The 16,085-nt window shown below is 63.6% G+C and carries 14 protein-coding genes; 4 read left to right on the forward strand and 10 right to left on the reverse strand.

What is annotated here, in order from left to right; genetic code table 11:
• The first annotated feature begins 225 nt into the window (after positions 1-225).
• The 4 genes from P2T68_RS15770 (at position 226) to P2T68_RS15785 (ending at position 2,313) form a co-directional block, all read left to right on the forward strand.
• Positions 226-516: a DUF5629 family protein gene (locus P2T68_RS15770; protein ID WP_168233609.1), complete on the forward strand. Its 291-nt coding sequence runs from the start codon at positions 226-228 to the stop codon at positions 514-516.
• Positions 503-1,678 carry a lactonase family protein gene (locus tag P2T68_RS15775; RefSeq protein ID WP_277379566.1) on the forward strand — a complete coding sequence of 392 codons (1,176 nt, stop codon included), beginning with the start codon at positions 503-505 and terminating at the stop codon, positions 1,676-1,678. The genes P2T68_RS15770 and P2T68_RS15775 overlap by 14 nt, the downstream gene beginning before the upstream one ends.
• 156 nt (positions 1,679-1,834) lie before the next feature.
• Positions 1,835-2,014, forward strand: coding sequence for a hypothetical protein (locus P2T68_RS15780; protein ID WP_024075918.1), 180 nt, complete (start codon positions 1,835-1,837; stop codon positions 2,012-2,014).
• 173 nt (positions 2,015-2,187) lie between these two features.
• Positions 2,188-2,313 (forward strand): hypothetical protein, encoded by a 126-nt coding sequence (locus P2T68_RS15785; RefSeq protein ID WP_024075917.1) that lies wholly within the window; start codon positions 2,188-2,190, stop codon positions 2,311-2,313.
• On the opposite strand, the gene P2T68_RS15790 is transcribed toward P2T68_RS15785, so the two are convergent.
• The 10 genes from P2T68_RS15790 to P2T68_RS15835 all read right to left on the reverse strand — a co-directional run bounded on the left by P2T68_RS15790 (position 2,310) and on the right by P2T68_RS15835 (position 15,603).
• The gene (locus P2T68_RS15790) at positions 2,310-2,903 is read right to left on the reverse strand and encodes a glutathione S-transferase (RefSeq protein ID WP_069076317.1); all 594 of its coding nucleotides are present in this window, start codon (positions 2,901-2,903) and stop codon (positions 2,310-2,312) included. The two genes, P2T68_RS15785 and P2T68_RS15790, sit on opposite strands and share 4 nt — an antisense overlap.
• On the reverse strand, positions 2,900-6,538 hold the full coding sequence (locus P2T68_RS15795) for an AAA family ATPase (protein WP_069076316.1): 3,639 nt from the start codon (positions 6,536-6,538) through the stop codon (positions 2,900-2,902). Before P2T68_RS15795 ends, P2T68_RS15790 begins: the two co-directional genes overlap by 4 nt.
• Positions 6,535-7,776: an exonuclease SbcCD subunit D C-terminal domain-containing protein gene (locus P2T68_RS15800; RefSeq protein WP_069076315.1), complete on the reverse strand. Its 1,242-nt coding sequence runs from the start codon at positions 7,774-7,776 to the stop codon at positions 6,535-6,537. Before P2T68_RS15800 ends, P2T68_RS15795 begins: the two co-directional genes overlap by 4 nt.
• 371 nt (positions 7,777-8,147) lie before the next feature.
• Positions 8,148-9,788: a BatD family protein gene (locus P2T68_RS15805; protein WP_024075913.1), complete on the reverse strand. Its 1,641-nt coding sequence runs from the start codon at positions 9,786-9,788 to the stop codon at positions 8,148-8,150.
• Entirely contained in the window at positions 9,785-11,524 is a 1,740-nt protein-coding gene (locus P2T68_RS15810; RefSeq protein WP_024075912.1) for a tetratricopeptide repeat protein, read from the reverse strand. The genes P2T68_RS15805 and P2T68_RS15810 overlap by 4 nt, the downstream gene beginning before the upstream one ends.
• On the reverse strand, positions 11,521-12,609 hold the full coding sequence (locus tag P2T68_RS15815) for a VWA domain-containing protein (RefSeq protein WP_069076314.1): 1,089 nt from the start codon (positions 12,607-12,609) through the stop codon (positions 11,521-11,523). The genes P2T68_RS15810 and P2T68_RS15815 overlap by 4 nt, the downstream gene beginning before the upstream one ends.
• A complete protein-coding gene (locus P2T68_RS15820) occupies positions 12,602-13,096 on the reverse strand; it encodes a DUF4381 domain-containing protein (protein ID WP_024075910.1) in 495 nt (164 codons plus the stop codon). Before P2T68_RS15820 ends, P2T68_RS15815 begins: the two co-directional genes overlap by 8 nt.
• A complete protein-coding gene (locus tag P2T68_RS15825; protein WP_024075909.1) occupies positions 13,093-14,025 on the reverse strand; it encodes a DUF58 domain-containing protein in 933 nt (310 codons plus the stop codon). Before P2T68_RS15825 ends, P2T68_RS15820 begins: the two co-directional genes overlap by 4 nt.
• Positions 14,026-14,030: 5 nt before the next feature.
• Positions 14,031-14,990 carry a MoxR family ATPase gene (locus tag P2T68_RS15830; RefSeq protein ID WP_017739127.1) on the reverse strand — a complete coding sequence of 320 codons (960 nt, stop codon included), beginning with the start codon at positions 14,988-14,990 and terminating at the stop codon, positions 14,031-14,033.
• Between the two features lie 259 nt (positions 14,991-15,249).
• Positions 15,250-15,603, reverse strand: coding sequence for a hypothetical protein (locus P2T68_RS15835; RefSeq protein ID WP_024075908.1), 354 nt, complete (start codon positions 15,601-15,603; stop codon positions 15,250-15,252).
• Positions 15,604-16,085 lie beyond the last annotated feature (482 nt).

Consider the following 16,085-nt stretch of genomic DNA (forward strand, 5'->3'; position numbering starts at 1 on the left):
GAGACAAAAACAGGCTGGGAAAAATACCCGCCCGTTGCACGCCCAGCTTCGGCAATGCGTTATGAACTGTTTCCAGGTGCCCCGGGAACTCGGGCCCACGCCTTGAGCGGTGCGGGGCAGAGGCGTCTGTTTCGACGTATTTGTAACGCACCCGGTAGCGAAACCGGCACCGTCCTGGGGCCCCTGGGCTATCATTGGCGTTTTCCCGTAGATGATTGACCTGCCATGACTGCCGAAAAACTGCCCGACGTCCTAGCCACCAGCGACATGCTTGAAATCGACGGGCTGCACGCCTTCGACTTCACGCTCAATGATGAGACATTGCAGATCATCGCCATGGACGGGCGTGCGGAAAAACGCTGGAGCTTCAGCCGGCAACAGGTGGAGACCGCCACCTTCGATGAGACCTTGCAAAGCTGGACCCTGATCGGTGACTCCGGCGAGTACCGCCTGGTCTGCATGAGCGCGGTCACCGGCAACAATAACGATGAGGATGAAGCGGATGATGATGCGTAAATTCTGGCCCCTGCTGATGGCGGGCAGTGTCGGTGCGATGTCGGTGCAGGCCGCGCCCGCCGACACCTATGAACTGCTGGTGGGCAGCTACACGGCGGGCAGCAGCGAAGGGATCTACCGCCTGCAATTCGATACCCGTACTGGCCAGTTCAATGGCAAGCCGGTGCTGGCCGCGAAGGCCGCCAACCCGTCGTGGCTGACGCTCTCCAAAGACCAGAAGCACCTGTTTGTGGTCAACGAGAACGGTCCTGGCCAGAAAGACCCGGTTGGCCGCGTCAGCAGCTACAGCATCGACCCGCAGAGCCATCAACTGACCCTGATCAACCAGGTGCAGAGCCTGGGCAACGAACCAACGCATTCCAGCGTCGCCGTGGATGGCCGCTACCTGTTCGTCGCCAACTATTCGGTCCTCGAAGATCCGGGCGGCAGCCTGGCGATCCTGCCGGTCGACGCGGGCGGCAAGCTGTCGGCACCGGTGCAACTGAGCGGGCACCCGGCCAGCCGTGTGAACCCCGAGCGCCAGGCCTCCAACCATGTGCATTCGGTGGTGTCATCGCCGGATGGCAAATATGTGTTTGTCCAGGACCTGGGCGCCGACAAGGTGTTTGCCTACCACTATGACCCCAGGGCCAACCACGAACTGCCATTGACCCCGGCGACCCCTGCGTCGGTGCCACTGCCACCCGGCAGCGGCCCGCGACACTTGCTGTTCAGCGCGGACGGCAAGCACGCCTGGCTGACCACCGAGATGAGCGCCCAGGTCGCGGTATTCGATTACAACGACGGTAAGCTCACCCAGACCCAACTGGTGGATTTCGCCGCCGGGCAACCGGTGTCGGACAAAGCGGGTGCCGCGCTGCACGCGTCCAGCGACGGCAAGTTCCTGTACGTGAGCAACCGGGGGACGGCCAATCAGGTGCTGGTGTTCAGCATCGACCCGACCACCGCGCACCTCAAGGAATTGCAGCGCCGCTCCGTGGAAGGCGACCACCCGCGTGAGTTCAGCCTGGACCCGAGCGGCAGGTTCCTGCTGATCGCCAACCAGAAAAGCAATGAAATCGTGGTGGTTGAACGCGACCCCAAGACCGGCCTGCTGGGTAAAACCGTGCAGAAATTGCCGATCGATGCCCCCAGCGACCTCAAGTTCCTGGTGCGTCAATAAGCCACAGGCCCCGCACCGCGGGGCCTGACCCTTTGTATTAATTCGATTAATAGCGGCTACTGTTTCAAAGCATTTCTAAGGCTCAGCCCTCGGGCGTAAGTTTGGTTCCAAGGCCTTCCCCGGCCACTCAACCAAACGAACACAAGGGTTACCGACATGAACTTCAATCTCTTCTCGATCATCGCCGCTTCCGCCGTTTCCGCCACAGTGGCCCTGCCAGCGGCCGCCAGTGTGGAACTGACCGGCAAAAAATCCAGCACCAGCGCCTACACCCAGAAATACCTGCAACAAAGCGCCAACTTCTATGCCGCCCTGGATCACAAAACCCAGCAGTGAGCGCTGATTGACCCTGCACACAAGCAGACGCCAAACCACTGGAACGTAGCCACTTGCGTTCGAGTGGTTTGGCGTTTGTGCGTCGGGAGGAAAAAAATAGAGGTAATGGCACAATGACATGTGTTTAAATTTGACGCTGAAATATTGACTCCTTTCTTCCTGGAATCGACAGCATGGCACTCCGACTGGCAGCAGTAATCCTGTTCCTCTATTCCGCCCCGATCCTGTCCTCCGTGCAGCTGGTGGACAACGAGCCGGAGATCGCCCGTGAGCGATTATTGAACTTGGTGGAAGGCTAAGCCTTCGCCATCACCCCGATAAACAGCGGCGATTGCAGGAGCGTGTCCAACCAGCGCTGCAACCCGCTGTAGGGGGTGCCGGCAAACCATTCTCGATCGACATGCGCAAATTGCCGTACAAACGGCAGCAAGGCCATGTCCGCCAGGCTCGGATGGTCTGCGAGCAAATAGGCGCGATGCGCCAGCAACCCCTCCAGTTTCTGCAAGAACATTTCGCCCTCGGCCCGATGCGCTTCCATCGGTTGCTCCGGGTAGCGCTCGGCGTACTTGTATCGATTCAAGTGATGCTTGAATACCTGATCGTTCTCGGCAATCAGTGCCAGCACCGCAGGATCACCCTGCAGCAACCAGTCCTCCGGGTCGTGCTGCGCCAACGCCCATTGCATGATCGCCAGGCTTTCATCGATCACCTGAGCGTCCACACTCAACACTGGCACCGTGCCTTTTGGGGACAGTGCCAGCATTTCAGCGGGCTTGGCTTTCAGGCTGACTTCGATGATGCGTACGGGCACGCCGGAATAACCCAAGGCCAGGCGCGCGCGCATCGCATACGGGCAGCGCCGGAATGAATACAGCAGCGCTTCGCTCACTTGACCTCCAGGGTGCTCAGGCCGTTGCCCTGGCGCTTGACCTGGATCTGCACCGGGATGCGTTCGTGCATTTCCTGCACGTGGGAGATCACCGCCACCTTGCGGCCCTGGGCCTGCAAGCCGTCCAGGGCGTCCATCGCCAGTTGCAGCGACTCAGGGTCGAGGCTGCCGAAGCCTTCGTCGATAAACAGCGATTCGATCTTCAACGTACTCGACGCCATCGACGCCAGGCCCAATGCCAGTGCCAGCGACACCAGGAATGTCTCGCCGCCGGACAGCGAATGCACCGAGCGCAGTTCGTCGCCCATTTCGGTGTCCATCACCAGTAGCCCGAGCATGCTGCCACCGCGTTTGAGGCGGTAGCGGCGCACCAGCTGGCGCAATTGCACGTTGGCATGGTGCACGAGCAAGTCGAGGTTATAGGCCTGGGCGATCTTGCGGAACGTGTCACCGGTGGCCGAGCCGATCAGCGCATTCAGGCGCGCCCAGCGTTGCCACTCGTCATAGGCTCTGGCGATTTGCTCGGCCAGGGCGTGGTTGGCGTCCTGGCGACGTTGGTCGTCGGCTTGGCGCGCACGCAACTCGGCGCACTGTTTTTCGCCCTCGGCCAATTGCTGGTTGAGGGCGGCCAGGGCGCTGTCGAGCGCTTCGGCTTCCAGGTTGCCGTTGTGCAAGGCCAGGTGTTCGGCCAGGCGTTGCTCGCGCTCTTGCAGCAAAACCTTGGCTTGTTCGACGGCTTTTTCGCTGTGTTGCACCTGCTGGCGCAGCTCGCTGACCTGCTTGTCGTCGAACGCCAGCAGGCGGGCCAGGCCGTGGTCATCCAGTTCGGGGTGCAGGGCGCGCCATTCGTGGGTGCGGGCATCGAGGGTGTGCTGTTCGGCTTCGAAGGATTGCTGGCGCTCCTGCTGGGCCTTGAGGTCGGCGGCCAGTTGGATCAGTTGGTTGCGGATGTCCTGCAACTGCTGGTTGGCGTCGGCCTCGCTCTGGCGTGACTGCACCACCACCTGTTCCAGCTGCTGCTGCCAGTGTTCGGCGCTGGTGTGCTCGCCCAGCAGCGCGGTGAGCGTGGCCTGGGCGGCCAGCTGTTGCTCGCTCAACTCGGTGACCTGCTGATGCAAGACGTCGAGCTGCTGTTGGCGATGCTGCTGGTGCGTGTGTTCTTTCTCGATGGCCCGCTGGCGTTCCTGCTGCTCGGCCAGCTCGTCATGTTGATGACCAAGCTGCTCAAGGCGCTGGCTGACCTGCTGGTCCAATTGCATGAAGGTCGCGGCCGGGTCGCTGCGCAAGCCTTCCAGGGTGTCGGCGGGCAGCAGGCTGGCGAAGGCGTTGAGTTCTTCGTCGAGGCGCTCGCGGTCGTTGGACAGCTCGCGCTGCTGGTCGACCAGCAATTGGCGTGCCTGCTGGCTCGCGTCCTGGGCGGCTTGCAGTTGTTGCTGCAAGCGCCCGGCGTTTTGCTGCAGGTTGAGCAGGGCGCCCTGGCGTTGTTCGTCCTGGGTGATGCTTTGGGTCAGTTGGCTGAGTTGCTGGGCCAACCAATGGCTGCGTTTGGCTTCGTCCTGATTGAACAGCGAGGCCGCCAGTGGGTGCGCGTCCAGGCTGGGCTGGAGCGCGTGCTGTTGGGTTGCCAGGTGTTCCTGTTGTTGCAGGAATTCTTTTTGCTGGGCGATCAGGCCGCCCACTTCGCCACGTAGCTCGGTGAGTTTTTCCTTGAGGGTGTCGACGGCTTTCTGCGCCGTGGCCTCTTCGCTTTCATCATGGCGACCCAGGCTTTGCAGCAGGGCCTCGGGCTGGTGATACGGATGCTCATGGCTGCCGCACACCGGGCAGGGCTGGCCGTCCTGCAATTGCTCGCGCAATTCCTCGACGCTGGCACTGCGCGCCAGGCGCTGGCGTTCCAGCAGTTGCTTGGTCACCGTCAGGGTTTGTTCGGCGACGGCCAGTTCGGCCTTGGTTTGCAGGCCGGTCTGGTTCAGTTGTTCGCGCTGCTGCTGGGCGTCTGCGAGTTTTTGCGTCAGGGCTGCGGCTTGCTGGTCCAGCTGTTGTTGGCTGTCCCACAGGCGAGTCAGGTCTTCGAAGGCGCGTTGCTGCTTGCGATTGTCTTGCAGCAGGCTGGCCAGCAATTGGATCTGCTCGGCCACGGCGTGCGGCTCGGCACCGGCTTCTTGGTACAGCAGGTCGAGCGCGTCACGTTGTTGGGCGAACTTTTCCGCGGCGGTCGTGGCGCGCTGTTCCAGTTGCGGCAGTTCGGACTGGCCTTTCTTCAGGCGATTACCGATCAGCATCAGCTGTTGCAGGCGGTCGCGGTAGGCGCCCCAGGCCTCGCTGAGCGGGGCGAGGGCGCTGCTGCGTTCAAGTTCGGCGGCCAGGCGTTGCAAGCGCTCGGCAACGTGGGTGTGCTTGTCCTGCAAGCCCTTGAGCAGCGCCTGGCCTTCGGCGCAGGCGGTTTCGTGTTGCTGTTTGTCCTCGGTGCGCTTGGCCAGGTCTCTGGTCAAGTGGGCGAGGGTGCTTTGTGCTTCAAAGGCCTGGCGCAGCAACGGCACGGCGTCGCCCTGGGCCTTGAGGGCTTCGGCCAGTGCCGCCTGGGCCGATATCTGCTGTTGTTGGGCCTGGGCCTGGCGGGTATGCAACTCGGCCTGTTGCTCGATGTGCGCCTGAATCTGCGCGGCCAGCGGCGCCAGCAAGGTGAGGAGTTCTGCCCTGCGCGCAAACTGATGGCGTTGCGGTGCCAGTTGATCGAGGCGGCTCAGGTCCTGGCGCTGCGTGGCCTGGTTGTCCCACTCCGCTTGCGCACGCTGGAGCTGCTCGGTGGCACTGCTCTGGCGCTCCTGCCATTCGCGCAGTTCCTTGAGCCAGGTGTGCTGCAATTCCAGCTGTTTGAGCTGGTTTTGTTGGGTTTTGAGCTGTTGCTGCGCGTCGGCCAGTTGCTGGTCGAGTTCGGCGCGGGCTTCAGGCGCCAGGGGCACCACGCCAGTGGCCTGGTCTTGCAGCTGCTTGTGCGCGTCCTTGGCGTCCTTGGCCTTGTCGAAGGCCCGACGGCCCAACTGGGTGTAGAGCGCGGTGTCGGTGAGTTTTTCCAGCAGCTCGCTGCGCTCGTTGTCGTTGGCCTTGAGGAACGCACTGAACTCGCTTTGCGCCAGCAACACCGCGCGGGTGAATTGCTCGAAATTCAGGCCCAGGGCCAGTTCCAGCTGGGTCTTGTATTCGGTTTTCTGGCTGGCCAGCAGTTGGTCGCTGTCCAGGTCGATCAGGCTTTGCCGGCTGTTTTGCAGCTTGCCGCTGGCTTTGTCACGTGCGCGGTTGGCTTCCCAGCGCGCGCGGTAGCGACGGCCGTTGACGCCGACGAAGTCCACCTCGGCATAACCGCCGCCGGTGCCGCGACGGATCAGGGTACGCGGGTCACCGATGGAGATATCGGTATCAGCGTCGGGCATCTTGGCCTGGCCGGTATCGCCCAGGCGCGGCACCGCGCCGAACAGCGCCAGGCACAGGGCATCGAGCAGGGTACTTTTACCGGCGCCGGTTGGCCCGGTGATGGCGAACAGCCCGGCGCTGGCCAGGGGCTCGGCGGTAAAGTCGATCTCGAACGGGCCGGCCAGGGAGGCGAGGTTTTTCAGGCGGATGGCGAGGATCTTCATGGCTGTTCGCCCTCCTGTTGTACTTCCTGGAGCAGCACGGCGAAATCCTTCAAGGTCTGTTCATCCACTTCACTGCCGTAGCTGTCCTGCCAGGCGCGACTGAACAGCTCCTGGGGAGTGAGCTGGTCGAGTTCGATCAGGTGTTGATCGTCCGTGTCGTCGCTGCCGCGTTTGCCGGCGTATTCGGCAGCGATGCGCACCAGGCGCACGGCCTTGCCTTGCAGGGCGGTTTCGATTTGCTGGCGCAGGTCGGGTTGCGGCTCGTCCAGGCGTACCCGCACCTCCAGCCAGGGATGGCGCTGGGTTTCGGCCAACAGGTCGATGTCGGGCAGCTCGGCCAGTTGCTTGAGGATGTCGGCCAGGGGCGCCGCTTCCAGGCGTTGCAGGTTGACCGAACGCGGGATCAGGAGCGGCTCGACGCTGACCAGTCGTTCGCCCTGGAACGTCACGTCGAGAATCTGGTGCTTGTAGCCAATTTCGGAAAACGACAGTGGAATCGGCGAGCCGCTGTAGCGAATGCGCTCTTCGCCATTCACCTTTTGCGGCTTGTGCAAATGGCCGAGGGCGACATAGCCGACACTTTTATCGAACAGTTTGGCCGGCAGCGCCTCGGCATTGCCGATGATCAGGCTGCGCTCGGAGTCTTCCGACACCGAGCCGCCGGCCATGTGCGCATGGCTGATGGCAATCAGCGCCTGGCCTTTTTTGCGTTTGGCGTTGGCGGCGGCGATCAGCCATTCATGGACCTGGCCGATGCCGTGCAGGTAGTCGTCGCCCAGGTGCGCCCCGGTGACTTCCGCCGGGCGCAGGAACGGCAGCGCCAGGCACCACGCGGCAACCTTGCCCTTGGCATTCGGCAGGGGAATCAGCAGGCGTTCGGCGTCCAGTTGGCCGTCGTCCAGCCATAGCACGCGGCCCAGGGCATGGGTGTGCAAGCGCCGCATCAACGGGGCGGGCAGTTCGATCCGCGAGCCGGAGTCGTGGTTGCCGGCGATCATTACTATGGTGAGGTCGGGGTTTTGTTCGTGGGCGCTGATGATGAAGTCGTACAGACGCTCCTGGGCCTTGAGCGGCGGGTTGACCGTGTCGAAGATGTCGCCGGCGATCAACAGCACGTCAGGTTGGTGGGTATGGAGCTGGCGCAGCAGCCACTCAAGGAAACAGGCATGTTCGAAGTCGCGTTCCTGGCCGTGCAGGTTTTGCCCAAGGTGCCAGTCGGAGGTGTGGAACAGACGCAAGGCGAACTCCGCGGAGAAGATGAAAAGGAGGGGAGTTTACCTGTATTGCGAACACGCTGCTTCAGACGACGCATAACCCCCCTTTGGCAATCAGGCAGTTGTGACAAGCGGGCAGCCGTGGCGAGCAGGCTTGCCCTGCGTTGGGCCGCGAAGCGGCCCCTGACAAAGACACCTGCGCTGTGTCAGGCGCGCCTCAGTGGCTGGTTTTGGGGCCGCTTCGCAGCCCAACGCAGGGCAAGCCTGCTCGCCACAGCAGCCCTGTCTGCCGGGCGTTCAGCGTCGAGCCAACCCATCGCAATCAGGGGCAAGTCGAATCGTCGCACGGCCCCTCCCATATTTTGATTTGTGGAGTGTCAGGGATGCAGCGGGGCTTATTTGGGATATAGCGGCGGCAAGCTGGTGGTATCCGTCGCTGGGTCCTGCTCACGCTCGGCCATCGGGATGGCTTTCACCGCACGCCACAGGTCTTCGCCGACCCAATAGTGGCCGCTCTCGCTGTAGAGCGCGCCGTTCAACCCATCCAGCGCATCCGACAGCGGCACGAACCGCGCCGCCATGTCGGCCAGGGTTTCCGGCTGTTGCCGCGCCCACGCATCCAGCGCCTGGCGGGTGGCCTGGGGGTCGTTGGCCTGGGCGGCGCGCTTGAGGTCGTCGAGCAGGGTGCGCGGGCTCGGGCCGGTCTGGGCGGCGCGCAATACGGCCGGCTGCCAGCGTGCCCGCCACCACAGGCCGAAGCCGAGCAGGGTGGTGCAAGCCAGGATCAAGGTGCTCAGTTGCCACAGCCACAGGCGGCTATCGTCGGGGGCGGTGATGATGGTGGGGGTGGCGGGGGTGTCCACCACCAGGCTCGGGTTGTTCGCGACTTGCAGGGTGCGGGCCGGCAGGCTGGTGCGTTCCAGGTGATCTTCGTGGGTGTTCCACCACACCACTTCCACCGGTGGCAGCTCAAGGGCGCCGACGTGGGTGGGCACCAGCGCTTCGCGGTCTTCGCGGCTGCCGATCAGGCCGCGGTCGTTGTTCTGGTTGGCGAGCACCGGTTGGTCCGGGTAGCGGCGCAGGCCGTTGATGTCGGTGCTGGGCAGGGCCGGCAGCTGCGCGCTGGACAAGCCTTCGGCCTTGAGCGTGAGGCTGCGGGTCAGGGAGTCGCCGACCTGCACGTGGGTCGGCTCGGGGTTCCAGTTTTCGCTCAAGGTCAGGCTGCGTGCCGGTAACCAGGGGGCGTCGGCCGGGTAGAGTTCCGGCTTCGGCTTGACCGTCAGTTGCAGCGGCGCGGAGCTGACGTGAATCAGCTTGCCGGGCTTGGTGCCTTGCAAGCTGTTCTCTTGCTGCGGACGCGACTCCACCAACGTGGCGCTGAAGGTCTGCGTGGGTATCGCCAGGTTGCCGCTGTGCTGCGGGTAGATGGCATAGCGGGTTTCGATCACACCGTGGCGAATGCTGTTGATGACCTTTTCGTAGGTGCGTGACTCGCCCAGTTGCTCGATGCGCGCATCGGGGATCTGCAACGGCGTGAGGCTGCTGTCGTCGTACAGCGACACCGAGTGGTAGACGCGCAGTGTTAACAGGGCCTGGGCCTGGACGTACACGGTGGACTGGTCGAGGTTGGCTTCGACAAAGACCGGCGCGAGTTCGGCATTGGTGTCCTGGCTGCTGGTTTCCACGACTTGCAGGGTAATGGGCTGGGTCTTGTATTCACCCACTTGCAACGGTGGAATCACCACGTTGCCGTTTTCCTTGGGCAGCAGGGTAATGATCCAGCGCGTGGTGGCGTGATTGTCGCCACCCAAGGTGGTGAGCTGGTTGATCTGCCGGGTGCCGCTGACTTCGAACTGCGCATCCAGGGGCGACAGGTCCGGCTTGCCGAACTGGGTGACGTCGCTGGATTCCACCGTCAGTTCTACCGTTTCCCCGGAGTTGAGGCGGCTGCGGTCGACGCTGGCGACCAGGCTCGCCGCCTGGGCGTGGCCTGCCGATAACGCGAGCAGAAGCAGAAGGGTGGTGCGGCGGCTCATCGAGTCTTGTCCTGATGCTGTTGCTGTTCGTACCAGAATTTGCGCCGCAGCAGTTCGCCGGGGTTGTCCGGGATCTCCTGCAGCCATTGTTCCAGGGCCTGGCGGCGTTCACCGTCAAGGCTGGTGTCCGTGGGGCGCAAGGGCGGGGTGGTGGTCTGCTCATCCCCCAGCTCGCTGCCCGGCACGTCATTGCCACCGGCCTGCGGCGTGGCGCCGGCCTGGGTATCATGGGTGCCGGTTTCACCCTGGGCTGGGGATGACTCCTCGCCTCCTGTGGCACTTTGCCCAGTGGCGCCCGGTTGCGCAGTTTGGCCGGGTTGGGTGGTTTCGTCATCCTCGTTTTTTGCCGGCTGAGTCGGCTCGGGCTGGGCCTGTTGCTGGATCAGGCTCTCCACCAGGGCTTTGTTCTTCAGGGCCGGTTGCAGGTCGGGCTGGGCTTCCAGCGCCTGTTCATAGGCGTCGATAGCCGCTTCCAGTTCGCCGGACTTGGCCAGGGCATTGCCGCGATTGTAGTGGGAATAGGCGTCGCTGCCCTCGGCGAAACGCTTGATGGCCTCGGCGTAGTTACCGGCCTCGTATAGCGCCACGCCTTGCCATTGTGGGTCTTCGAAACGCTCGGCGGCTTCGGCGGGGTGCTTTTTCTTCAGCAGGTACTGGCCTTGCTGGTCAGGGCGCAGCCAGAGGTCCTGGAATTCGAACGCGTAGCTGGGCTGCGGCGCGCCCAACAGCAGCAACGGCAGGCAGAACAGCCAGCCCCGGCGCCCGGCGCAGGCGGCCAGCAGCAACAGCGGCAGGAGCAGCCAGTAGCCCTGGTCGGCCCAGGTGTCGAGGTGCAGCAGTTGGCCGTCGTTGCGCAGGGCTTGGGGCGTGTCGAGTACGCCAAGTTGGCGCAGGTCCTTGTCGTCCAGGCGAGCGGCGCGGTAACGGCCGCCCATCTCGCTGGCGAACGCCTTGAGCGTCGGGCTGTCGAGGCGCGGCACCAGGATCGCGCCCTGTTCGTCCTTGAGGAACTCGCCGCTTTCCTGGGTCACCGGCGTGCCTTCACGGCTGCCAACGCCGAGGATCGACAGGCTGGGCGCCTGGCTGCCTTGCAGCAGCAAGCGAATGCCCTGGCGTTCCTGTTTGGACAGCGAGGAGCCAATCAGCAACAGGCGCCCCTGGCCGAGACCGCCTTGCTTGAGCAGGCCCAGGGCTTTGTCCACGGCCAGGTCGGCGCGATGGCCGGGCTCGGGCATCAGCGAGGGGCGCAGGGCTTCGAGCAGGTTGCGGCTGGTGGCCAGGTCGTCCGACAGCGGCACCAGTATGTGCGCACTGCCGGCATACACGACGATGGCGGTTTGCGCGTCGCTGCGCGCCTGCAACAAGTCATACAGTTTGCGCCGAGCCTGTTCCAGGCGGCTGGGCGGGCTGTCGGTGGCGAGCATCTCCGGGGTCAGTTCCAGCAGCACCACCAGCGGGTCGGACGGTTTCTGGCTGGTTTGTTCCACCCGTTGCCAGCTCGGGCCGAGCAAGGCGAGAAGCGCGAGCAGCCAGGCGATGCCGAGGATCACCCAGGGCGATTTGCTTTCGCGCCCGTTGCCGCCGCTGAGCAGCACGGCGTGGAAGGCCGGTGGCAGGATCATCTGCCAGCGCCCGGCGCGTTTTTGCCGATGCCACAGTTGCCACAGCAACCAGCCGAGCAGCGGCAGCAGCAACAGCCACCAGGGACGGAACCAATGCGGCCACAGGTCGATCATCGACGCCTCCGCAAACGCAGGCGGTTCAGGCGCTGGCGCCATTCAGGGTGTTGTTGCAGGAAATGGCCCTTGGTGGAGAGTTTGTTGAACAGCCGTTGCAAGGCGTTGTTGGGCCAGCGCTCCTGGATCACCAGCAACAGGCTTAGGATCAACGCCAATGCCAGGGGGGCGCTGTAGAGCGCCTGGGCGGGGCGGGCCTGGGTGGGTTGTTGCTCGACCGGTTCGAGTTGATCAAGGGTGTCCTTGATCGCTTGCAGTTCCTCGCCGTCGCGCGCGCGGAAGTAGCGCCCGCCGGTGGCCTCGGCGATTGCCTTGAGCGCCGGTTCGTCGAGGTCCAGGCTCGGGTTGACGCCCAGGATCCCCAGGGAGCCGGTTTGTTCGGGGTCGGCACCGATGCCGATGGGGTAGATCTTCACGCCTTCCTCAGCCGCCAGGCGCGCGGCGGTCAGCGGGTCGATCTGCCCGGCATTGTTGGCGCCGTCGGTGACCAGGATCAGCACGCGGCTTTGCGCTGGACGCTGGCGCAGGCGTTTCAGGGCCAGGCCGATGGCGTCGCCGATGGCGGTGTTCTTGCCGGCGATGCCGATGCGCGCTTCATCCAGCCAGGTGCGTACAGTGCGGCGGTCGAAGGTCAGCGGCGCTTGCAGGTAGGCTTGGCTGCCGAACAGGATCAGGCCCACGCGGTCACCTTCGCGCGCTTCTAGGAAGTCGCCGAGCAGGTGCTGGACCAGGCTCAGGCGGCTGACGTCCTCGTCCTGCCAGTGCATGTCGGGAAAGTCCATGGAACCGGACACGTCCACCGCCACCAGTAGATCGCGGCCACTGGCGGCAATCGGCAGCGGTTCGCCGAGCCACTCGGGCCGGGCGGCGGCCGTCAGCAGCAGCAGCCACAGCAGCACGAACGGGGCCTGCTGGCGCCAGCCGGGCAGGTTGACCCGCGCGCGGCGGCGGGCGAGGCCTTCGAGGTCGCTGAGGTAGCTGACTTTCAACGCCGGCTCGCCGCTGTCGGCCGCCGGCAATATAAGCCGCATCACCCAGGGCAATGGCAACAGGGCGAAGATCCACGGCCAGGCGAACTCAAACATGTTTGCGAATCCAGGTGTCGACGGCTTGGGTCAGGCCCGCGATGGCTTTGTCATCGAGTTTGCATTCGGGTTTATAGGCGCCTTCCACCAGCACCATCCAGCGCGTGAGGCCGGCGGCGGGGCAGCGGTTATCGAGGAACGCCAGCCATTTGCGGCCGTTGAGGGTGTGGCTCTGGCTGTAGGGATAGTCGTTGCGGCACAAGCGCTTGAGCAGGCCATTGAGCTGCTGCAGCCAGGCGCCGGCGGGGGCGCCGTCATAGGGTTTGGGCATCAGGGCGAGTTCCGCCAGGGCCGCGATGCGCAGCGGGTCGAGCGGTTGTTCGGCGCGAGCCAAGGGGCGCCGCGCGGGCACAAAGCGGCGCAACGACCACAGGCCCCAGCCCAGCAGCGGGATGATCAGCAGCAACAGCCACCAGCCGGGCGCGGGTGGCCAGAAGCCAATGCTCGGCGGGGCGATCAAAGGTTGCAGTTGGTCGAGGCTGCTCATTGCTTTTTAACCGGGCGTTGCGGGTTGAGGTATTCGCGCAGTTGCTCGACCATTTCACTCTGGGTGCTCAACGGCATCAACAGTATTCGCAGTTTCTGCGCGAGCAATTCCCAGCGGGCGATGCGCGCTTCGGCCTGGGCCTTGTAGGCTTGGCGCAAGTCGAAATTCAATGTGTCCAGTTCCAACTGTGCGCCTCTTTGCGCGAAACGCAGCAGCCCGGCGGCGGGCAGGGCATGGTCCAGCGGGTCGGAGATCGGCATCAGCAGCAAGTCGCAATGGCGTGACAGCAGGCTCAGTTGTTGTTCTGCACCTTCGGTGAGGGCGCGTTCATCACAGATCACGATCACCAGGCTGCCCGGGCGCAGGACTTCACGCCCACGGCGCAGGGCCATGCCCAGGGCGTCGGCTTCGGGGCGGCTCTCGGTGTTGAGGCTCTGGTTGACCCGCACCAGGCGGTTGAGCAATTGCAGCAGGCTTTGCTTGCTGCGCCGGGGTTTGATTTCGTAGTGCTCGTTGTCACCGAACACCAGCCCGCCGACGCGGTCGTTATGCCCCAGGGCTGCCCAGCCGATCAGGCTGGCGGCCTGGGCCGCCAGCACCGACTTGAACATCTGCCCCGAACCGAAAAACAGCCGGCAACTTTGCTCCACCATGATAAAGATCGGGCGTTCGCGTTCTTCGTGGAACAGCTTGGTATGCGGTTCCTGGGTGCGCGCGGTCACACGCCAGTCGATGGTGCGCACGTCGTCCCCGGCCTGGTACACGCGCACCTGGTCGAAGTCGACGCCGCGCCCGCGCAGCTTGGAGTGGTGCAGGCCAATCAGCGGGCTGCGCTGGCTCGGCGTGGAAAACAGCTGCACTTCGCGCACGCGGTGGCGCATCTCAATCAATTCGCTGAGGGTGACGCGGATTCCATCGCTGGCGTTCATCGACTTCAAGCGACGGCAACGACGTCGAGAATGCGTTGTACTACGCGGTCCTGGTCGATCCCGGCGGCTTCGGCTTCGAAGGACAGGATGATGCGGTGGCGCAGCACGTCGAACAGCACCGCCTGGATATCCTCCGGGCTGACAAAGTCACGCCCGGCCAGCCAGGCATGGGCACGGGCGCAGCGGTCGAGGGCGATGGAGCCGCGCGGGCTGGCGCCGTAGGCGATCCATTCGGCCATCTCCGGGTCGAACTTGGCCGGGGTGCGCGTGGCCATGACCAACTGCACCAGGTATTCCTCCACCGCATCGGCCATGTACAGGCCGAGGATTTCCTTGCGCGCGGCAAAGATCGCCTGCTGGCTGACGCGGCGTTCAGGCTTGGTTTCGCCGTTGAGCGCTTCGCCCCGCGCCTGTTGCAGGATGCGCCGCTCCACGGCGGCGTCCGGGAAGCCGATCTTGACATGCATCAGGAAACGGTCGAGCTGGGCTTCGGGCAACGGGTAGGTGCCTTCCTGCTCGATGGGGTTCTGCGTGGCCATCACCAGAAACAGCGGCGACAACTCATAGGTGCTGCGCCCGACACTGACCTGGCGCTCGGCCATGGCCTCCAGCAAGGCGGATTGCACCTTGGCCGGGGCACGGTTGATTTCGTCGGCCAGCACCAGGTTGTGGAAGATCGGCCCTTGTTGGAACACGAAGCTGCCGGTTTCCGGGCGATAGATCTCGGTGCCGGTGATATCGGCCGGCAACAGGTCGGGAGTGAACTGGATGCGATGGAACTGCGCTTCGATGCCTTCGGCCAGCTCTTTGATCGCCTTGGTCTTGGCCAGGCCCGGCGCGCCTTCCACCAGCATGTGGCCGTCGGCGAGCAGGGCGATGAGCAGGCGATCGATGAGTTTTTCCTGGCCGAGAATCTGCGTAGAAAGAAAGGTTCGCAGCGCAAGCAGCGCTTCACGATGTTCCATCGATGACGGTTCCTGGAGAGATGAGCCTGGTGGTCGAGCGCGAGCGCCAGGCTTGGGAGGCTTACTTTAATGCATCGAAGGGGGTGGCGACTAACGGCGTCACGGGTATTTTCAGAAAAACTTGTAGGGTTTTTGTGTGGGAACACAGTCAATGTGGGAGGGAGCTACACCCCGATGGCGGCGCGTCAGTCACAGATTTATTGACTGACCCGATGCTATCGGGGGCAAGCCCCCTTCCACATTTGATCGATGGTGCAGCTTAAATCCGGATGAAAGTGCCGGTGCCTTTGAGGATGTTTTGCAGGGTTTGCTCGACTTCGGCCAAGTCCGAGGCGGCTGTGGCATGGGTGATTGCCAGGTGGTCCTTGCCGCCCAGGGCGTCGGCGTCGCCTGCGGCGAGTTCTACCTGCAGCGTGGTATCACTCAGGGTGACCTTGAGGCCGTCCAGGGTCGACGGCTCGTAATCCCAGGTCAGCTCGACTTCGTTTTCATCCGGATACCGGGTCAACATGAACATCTCGCCGTTTTTGCCGTGGCAGCAGAGCATGGCCATGTTGTCTTCTTCGTCGTCGCACGGGGTGGCCATCAATGCGTCGGTTTTCAGCTGCAGCATGGGGAATCCTGTGTGGGGGAGGGTGTTGCGTGGACAATTGTGCCATTGCGGCGAATTTTGTGCTGCATCCTGTGTCAGACCCAGTGCATGACCTGATGGGCAAGATCGGTCATTTCTGGTACTCGCTGCGGCGAAAACAGCCGGTTTTTCTGCGGGAAAATCCGGGTTGTCCAAGTCGCAACCGCAAGCTTGCTTACCGATGACCGAATATGTCGCAGCACCGCAAGCAGCGGTCTTCCTACACTCGTTAAGCTGCGCAACGGATGTGCCCTGTGCCGGGAGCCTGACCTGCCCGTCGTACCGTCGCCCGGCAAGGTGTACGTTCAATGGACGTTGTATGTGACCTGACTGTCTTGTCCAGCTTCACCCACCTGTCACCCTGATTCGTTTAAGGTGCTTAACTCGTTACCTGCGAACAGAGCTGACGGTCTCCCCGCAAGGGGATAACACGCGACGCTTCCATCAATAACAAGCCCAAGCGG

The organism is Pseudomonas sp. G11, assembly GCF_029457515.1.
Classification (GTDB): Bacteria; Pseudomonadota; Gammaproteobacteria; order Pseudomonadales; family Pseudomonadaceae; genus Aquipseudomonas; species Aquipseudomonas gorinensis.

Coding starts and splice junctions, on each gene's coding strand:
- P2T68_RS15770 (WP_168233609.1), top strand. CDS start 226: ATGACTGCCGAAAAACTGCCCGACGTCCTAGCCACCAGCGACATGCTT.
- P2T68_RS15775 (WP_277379566.1), top strand. CDS start 503: ATGATGATGCGTAAATTCTGGCCCCTGCTGATGGCGGGCAGTGTCGGT.
- P2T68_RS15780 (WP_024075918.1), top strand. CDS start 1,835: ATGAACTTCAATCTCTTCTCGATCATCGCCGCTTCCGCCGTTTCCGCC.
- P2T68_RS15785 (WP_024075917.1), top strand. CDS start 2,188: ATGGCACTCCGACTGGCAGCAGTAATCCTGTTCCTCTATTCCGCCCCG.
- P2T68_RS15795 (WP_069076316.1), bottom strand. CDS start 6,538: ATGAAGATCCTCGCCATCCGCCTGAAAAACCTCGCCTCCCTGGCCGGC.
- P2T68_RS15805 (WP_024075913.1), bottom strand. CDS start 9,788: ATGAGCCGCCGCACCACCCTTCTGCTTCTGCTCGCGTTATCGGCAGGC.
- P2T68_RS15810 (WP_024075912.1), bottom strand. CDS start 11,524: ATGATCGACCTGTGGCCGCATTGGTTCCGTCCCTGGTGGCTGTTGCTG.
- P2T68_RS15815 (WP_069076314.1), bottom strand. CDS start 12,609: ATGTTTGAGTTCGCCTGGCCGTGGATCTTCGCCCTGTTGCCATTGCCC.
- P2T68_RS15820 (WP_024075910.1), bottom strand. CDS start 13,096: ATGAGCAGCCTCGACCAACTGCAACCTTTGATCGCCCCGCCGAGCATT.
- P2T68_RS15825 (WP_024075909.1), bottom strand. CDS start 14,025: ATGAACGCCAGCGATGGAATCCGCGTCACCCTCAGCGAATTGATTGAG.
- P2T68_RS15830 (WP_017739127.1), bottom strand. CDS start 14,990: ATGGAACATCGTGAAGCGCTGCTTGCGCTGCGAACCTTTCTTTCTACG.
- P2T68_RS15835 (WP_024075908.1), bottom strand. CDS start 15,603: ATGCTGCAGCTGAAAACCGACGCATTGATGGCCACCCCGTGCGACGAC.